Origin of the sequence: Mesorhizobium sp. M7A.F.Ca.ET.027.03.2.1 (assembly GCF_003999175.1) — a bacterium.
Lineage (GTDB): Bacteria > Pseudomonadota > Alphaproteobacteria > Rhizobiales > Rhizobiaceae > Mesorhizobium.
Genome location: NZ_RZOM01000735.1, coordinates 1 through 3,182 on the forward strand (window position 1 = coordinate 1; position 3,182 = coordinate 3,182).

Below are 3,182 nucleotides of genomic sequence, written 5' to 3' on the forward strand. Positions count from 1 at the left end.
ATCGAAACCGGGTCTGGCCAGTCGATGCGACTGGCAGAATGCGCGACCGGCGGGCTCTCCTTCGAAAGCCCGCCGGTCAATTCGTCAACGGCGCAGACCGAGCTTCTCGATCAACGTCTGGTAGCGCGCGTCGTCCTTGCGCTTGAGATAATCAAGCAGGCTGCGGCGCTGAGAGACGAGAGCAAGCAGACCACGGCGGGAATGGTTATCCTTCTTGTGGTCCTTGAAATGGTCGGTCAGGTTCTTGATGCGCTCGGAAAGGATGGCCACCTGGACTTCCGGAGACCCGGTATCGCCCTTGGCGGTTGCGAATTCACCCATCAATTCCTGTTTGCGCTCGGCAGTAATCGACATCGTGTTTTTCCTTATCTGTTTGAGGAAACGGGTCGCCCTCAGCCGGGATGTCGTCCAGCAGGGGCCGGTGCAAGCAAAGCGTCACAGCGCTATGCTGCGGCGCATATAGTGCAATTCCCCGGAAAACACCAGCCCAATTCACCAGCCGGCTTTTCAGGCCCAAAATGGCAGGTTTATCCTTGTCAAAGCCATTTCTTCCATTTGAAGAAGGCGATCAGCCCGAACGCGACAAGCGCCATGAACAGCAGCGACAAGGGATAGCCATAATAGGCCTTCAGTTCCGGCATGTTCCAGGGCGAAGACTCCGGGTCGAAATTCATGCCCCAGATGCCGACCAGGAAGGTGAGCGGCATGAAGATGACCGATACGATGGTGAGATAGCTGATGACGTCGTTGGTGCGCGCCTGGCTCAGCGACAGGTGCATCTCGATCAGGCCGGTCAGCATGTCGCGCTGGGTTTCGACCAGTTCGATCAGCCGCAGCGCATGGTCGAGCGTGTCGTTGAGGAAGATCTTGGTCTCGGCCTTCACGTAGGGCACGTCGTTGCGGATCAGCGTCGCCAGCGCATCGCGCATCGGCCAAAGCACGCCTTTCAGCACGTTGGCGTCGCGCCGCAATTCATGCAGTTGCCGCATCTGATGCTTGTGCGGCGAATGCAGCATCTCGTCCTCGATGCTGTCGACCGTGTCGCCGGCGGCCTCGATCGGCGGAAAGTAGCTGTCGACGATGGCGTCGATCAGCGCATAGGCGAGGTAATCGGCACCGCGGGCGCGCAGCCGGTTGGGCGCCGAACTTTCGATGCGCTTGCGCACCGGATCGAACGGATCGCCTTCCCGCTCCTGGAAGGTGACGACGAAGTTGCTGCCGAAGAAGACGGCGATCTGCTCATAGCGATGCGAGGTGACGTCGTCGATCATCCTGACGACGACGAAGGCATGGTCCTCGAAGAAGTCGACCTTCGGCCGCTGGCCGGTGTTGACGACGTCCTCCAGCGCCAGCGGATGCAGGCTGAAAATGCGGCCGATCTCCTCGATCAGCGGGATGTTGGCGAGGCCGGTGCAGTCGAGCCAGAGGACCGGCCATTTGTCGCAATGGGTGTTGAGGTCGTCGATGCTGGCATTTTCGATGGTCTTGAATTTTTCGGGCGAGATCAGCGTCAGCCTGAGTTCGCTGCGACGCGCCGAGGGGTCGGCGATCAGCGTGCCCGGCGACGCACCGACTGGCGGCCGCCGCGTCTTCACCGGCGCACGCGTCTTCACGGTCTCAGTCTTTGCCATATGCCCCTCGTGCGAGTCCTCGCCTTGACATTAGACGACAGGAGTCACCCGGCAAAGACCCGCTTGGGCTTGAACATGCCTTGCTCGATGGCACCGATGGCGACCAGCTTGCCGCGCGCCGTGGCGCAGGCTTCCTCGGCTTCCACCGGTGCATCGCGGCCGCGGATGATGACTGGGTTGCCAAGGCGGATCTTGGTCGCCGCATCGTCGCTGATGGCGATCTGCGGCAGGCAATCGAGGGCAGCCGATGTGTCGACCAGGAGCGCATCGATGGCATCGAAGTCGATTGGCACTTTCACCTTGTCGGCAGCCTCTGCCGTGTCGGCGGCTACCGTAGCGTCGGCGATATCAGTCGCGTCCGCGTTTCCCTCCACCACGCCGAAACGGGCAGCTTCCAACTCGGCGATGGTAACGAAGTCCTCCGAGGTGAACGGTTCGACCTCGACCCGGCGCAATTCGCTGATATGGCCGAAACAGCCCATGTCGCGGCCCATGTCGCGGGCCAGCGAGCGCACATAGGTGCCCTTGCCGCATTCGACCTCGAAAACAGTGTGGTCGGCGCCATGCTCGACAACGTCCAGACGGCCGATCTCGATCTCTCGCGCGGGTATGTCGACCGTCGCACCGTCGCGGGCCAGATCATAGGCGCGCTCGCCGGCGATCTTGATGGCCGAGAATTGCGGCGGCGTCTGCATGATGACGCCGGTGTATTTCGGCAGCAGGGCGAGCACCTCGGCTTCCGACGGACGCAGATCGGACTCCTTCGTCACCGGACCTTCGAGGTCATCGGTGGAGCGCTCCTGCCCCCATGCGACGGTGAAGCGATAGATCTTGGCGCCGTCCTGCACGTAGGGAACGGTCTTGGTGGCCTCGCCAAGCGCGATCGGCAGCATGCCGGACGCCAGCGGGTCGAGCGTGCCGGCATGGCCGGCCTTTTCGGCCTGGAACAGCCATTTGATCTTGGAGACGGCTTCGGTCGAGCCCATGCCGACCGGCTTGTCCAGGATCAGCCAGCCCGAGATCGGCCGGCCCTTCTTCTTGCCGCGGCGCGCCACTATTCGGTGTCCTTGTTGTCGTCTTTGTCCTGGTCCGCGTTTTGCTGGTCCTCAGGACTCAGATCGCGCGCCACTTCCGGCGATTTCAAGAGGTCGTTGATCCTGGCGAAATTGTCGAAGGAGGTGTCGAGCTTGAAGCGAAACTCCGGCATGAATTTCATCTGCCGCAGCGCGCCGGAAACACGGCCACGGATGAATTTCGCATGCTTGTTCAGCGCCTCGACCACCGCATCGGTATCCTTGGCGCCGAGTGGCGAAACGAAAGCGGTAGCGACCTTCAAATCGGGCGACATGCGCACTTCCGAGACCGACACCACGGTGTTCTCGATCAGCGGATCGATGATCTCGCCGCGCTGCAGGGTTTCGGACAGCGCATGGCGCACCTGTTCGGCGACGCGCAGCATGCGCTGGGATGGGCTGGATGTGGTTGGACGGGGCATTTTTCTCTATCCTGAAGCGTGAGGCGCGGGATGGGACCGTGCCGCATGTCTCATAT

At 61.7% G+C, this 3,182-nt stretch carries 4 protein-coding genes; all 4 read right to left on the minus strand.

Translation table 11 applies throughout. The features are described 5' to 3' along the window. Window positions 1-84: 84 nt before the first annotated feature. The 4 genes from rpsO to rbfA all read right to left on the minus strand — a co-directional run bounded on the left by rpsO (window position 85) and on the right by rbfA (window position 3,126). Window positions 85-396, minus strand: coding sequence for a 30S ribosomal protein S15 (gene rpsO / locus EN750_RS25870; protein ID WP_269470859.1), 312 nt, complete (start codon window positions 394-396; stop codon window positions 85-87). 140 nt (window positions 397-536) lie between these two features. Continuing rightward, window positions 537-1,631, minus strand: coding sequence for a magnesium/cobalt transporter CorA (corA, locus tag EN750_RS25875; protein ID WP_127398251.1), 1,095 nt, complete (start codon window positions 1,629-1,631; stop codon window positions 537-539). 44 nt (window positions 1,632-1,675) lie between these two features. Further along, complete coding sequence (gene truB / locus EN750_RS25880; RefSeq protein WP_127398253.1) at window positions 1,676-2,686, minus strand: tRNA pseudouridine(55) synthase TruB; 1,011 nt, start codon at window positions 2,684-2,686, stop codon at window positions 1,676-1,678. Then, a complete protein-coding gene (gene rbfA / locus EN750_RS25885; RefSeq protein WP_127327714.1) occupies window positions 2,686-3,126 on the minus strand; it encodes a 30S ribosome-binding factor RbfA in 441 nt (146 codons plus the stop codon). Before rbfA ends, truB begins: the two co-directional genes overlap by 1 nt. Between the last annotated feature and the right edge of the window lie 56 nt (window positions 3,127-3,182).